This window comes from Stenotrophomonas sp. HMWF003 (assembly GCF_003061285.1).
GTDB lineage: Bacteria > Pseudomonadota > Gammaproteobacteria > Xanthomonadales > Xanthomonadaceae > Stenotrophomonas > Stenotrophomonas maltophilia_AP.
This window is the reverse complement of record NZ_QAIW01000157.1, coordinates 7,919-10,117: the sequence shown is the minus strand read 5'-3', so window position 1 is coordinate 10,117 and position 2,199 is coordinate 7,919. Positions and strand designations below refer to the sequence as shown.

The following is a 2,199-nucleotide window of genomic DNA, read 5'->3' as shown; positions in this document are numbered from 1 at the left end:
CGCCAACAAACCGGTGGTGGTGGTCGCCCTGGGCGATTCGATCACCGAAGGCGCCACCGCCACGCGCGGCAGCAACGGCGACTGGCCGGCGCTGCTGTCCACCCGCCTGCAGCAGGCCTGCCCGGACCAGGTCGTCGTGGTGAATGCCGGCATCAGCGGCAACAAGGTAATGGACCACGGCCGCAGCCACAGCGCACTGGCGCGCCTGGACCGCGACGTGATCGCGCTACCGAACGTCAGCAAGGTCATCGTGTTCGAAGGCATCAACGACATCCGCCACGACGGCGGCACCCCGCCCAAGGCCGGCCGCAACGCCGAGGACATGGTGCTGGGGTACCGGCAGATCGCCGAGCGCCTGCACGGCAATGGCATCGGTGCGATCGCGGCGACCATCACCCCATTCGGCGATTCGGACCGCTACGAACCGGTTGCCGCGGCCACCCGCACCACCCTCAACACCTGGATGCGCGGCGGCCGCAGCGGCTATGACGCGCTGATCGACTTCGACGCCATCCTGCGCGACCCGGCCAAGCCGGAGAATCTGCCCGAGGACATCACCCGCGACCATCTGCACCCCAATGATGAAGGCTACCGGCGCATGGCCGCCGGCATCGACCTGGGCCTGCTGGGGTGCCGGGCACGATGAGCGGCCAGCAGTTCGTGGTGGCCGCCTCCAGCGGCCAGCGCTGGGATGCGCTGGCGCTGGGCGAAGTGATGCTGCGCTTCGACCCCGGCGAAGGCCGCGTGCGCAACGCGCGCCAGTTCAACGTGTGGGAAGGCGGCGGCGAGTACAACGTGGCGCGCGGGCTGTGCAGCACCTTCGGCCACCGCAGCGGCGTGCTTACCGCGTTGCCGCGCAACGAGCTGGGGGCGCTGGCCCAGCAGCTGATCCAGGCCGGTGGCGTGGACACCAGCCAGATCGTCTGGCGGGACTACGACGGCATCGGCCGCAACACGCGCATGGGCCTGAACTTCACCGAGCGGGGCTTCGGCGTGCGCGCGCCGCTGGGCATTTCCGACCGCGCGTATTCGGCCGCCTCGCAACTGCAGCCGCATGAGTACGACTGGGACGCAGTGTTCGGCCGCGACGGTGCCCGCTGGCTGCATACCGGTGGCATCTTCGCCGCGCTGTCCGAGCACAGCGCGCAGACCGCCATCACCGCTGCGCAGGCCGCGCGTCGCCATGGCGTGGCGGTGTCCTACGACCTGAACTACCGCGCCAGCCTGTGGGACAGCCACCCCGATTCGGACGCGGCGCGCCACGCCAACTGCGCCATCGCCGCCGAGTGCGACCTGCTGGTGGGCGATGAGTATTCCTTCGCGGCCTGCCTGGGCATGGACCTGGCCGACCTGGGCAAGCGCGAAACACCGATGGACGTGGGCCCGGCCGACGCGGCCGCGCAGCGCGCGTTGCAGCGCTTCCCGAACCTGCAGGCCGTGGCCTTCACCCTGCGCGATGCCAGCAACGCCGCACGCAACGGCTGGGCCGGCGCACTGCGCACGCGCGACATGCTGTTCGTGTCGCGCCGGCGCGAGGTGGACCTGCTGGACCGGGTGGGCGGTGGCGACGCGTTCGTGGCCGGCGTGGTGCATGCGCTGCTGGCCGGCAAGGGCGAGCAGGCGGCGGTGGAGCTGGGCGCCGCGCATGGAGCGCTGGCGATGTCCACCCCGGGCGACACCGCGTGCACCAGCCTGGAGGAAGTGGAAGCGGTGGCGCGCGGTGATGCGGCGGCGGCCAAGCGCTGACCCGTTGGGCGGGCTCAGCCCGTCGCTGACAGCTGTGCCAGACCCTGGCGCGCGGACAGGGTCAGCGGCGCCGGCAAGGCGTCGGGGCTGAACCAGGCCAACGCCAGCAGCACCTCCGGTTCCTGCAGCACGGCAGTGGTGTCGTCCAGCGTTCGGACCAGGTACACCGGTGCGATCCAGTGCTGCTGCAGCGCCGGCTCAAAATGGTCCACCACGCACAGCAGCCGTTGAATGGCCACGCGCAGCCCGGTTTCTTCGTGCACTTCGCGGACCACGGCGGCTTCGACGGTTTCCATCCAGTCCACCTTGCCACCCGGCAGGCCCCAGTGGCCCTGCTCGGGCGGGCGCCCGCGCTGGACCAGCAGCACCGCGCCGTCGGCGCGCTGGATGACCGCGCCACAGCCCACGCGCGGTTGCTGGGCAGCAGTTGCATCAGCCATGGGCCTGCTCCGG

The 2,199-nt window shown here is 71.2% G+C and carries 3 protein-coding genes; 2 read left to right on the top strand and 1 reads right to left on the bottom strand.

Features of this window, described 5'->3' with window-relative positions; translation table 11 throughout:
* Together DBR34_RS06250 and DBR34_RS06245 are read left to right on the top strand one after the other, a co-directional pair.
* Positions 1-646 (top strand): GDSL-type esterase/lipase family protein (locus tag DBR34_RS06250; protein ID WP_258223708.1); only part of this gene is annotated, 646 nt, incomplete at its 5' end.
* Positions 643-1,746: a sugar kinase gene (locus DBR34_RS06245; protein ID WP_128096140.1), complete on the top strand. Its 1,104-nt coding sequence runs from the start codon at positions 643-645 to the stop codon at positions 1,744-1,746. The genes DBR34_RS06250 and DBR34_RS06245, both read left to right, overlap by 4 nt.
* Positions 1,747-1,760: 14 nt before the next feature.
* Here DBR34_RS06245 and DBR34_RS06240 read toward each other — a convergent pair whose 3' ends face one another.
* Positions 1,761-2,186 (bottom strand): NUDIX domain-containing protein, encoded by a 426-nt coding sequence (locus tag DBR34_RS06240; protein WP_128096139.1) that lies wholly within the window; start codon positions 2,184-2,186, stop codon positions 1,761-1,763.
* Between the last annotated feature and the right edge of the window lie 13 nt (positions 2,187-2,199).

What these genes read in the sequence shown, in the direction of transcription:
- DBR34_RS06240 (WP_128096139.1), bottom strand. Translation starts at nt 2,186, where the DNA reads ATGGCTGATGCAACTGCTGCCCAGCAACCGCGCGTGGGCTGTGGCGCG.
- DBR34_RS06245 (WP_128096140.1), top strand. Translation starts at nt 643, where the DNA reads ATGAGCGGCCAGCAGTTCGTGGTGGCCGCCTCCAGCGGCCAGCGCTGG.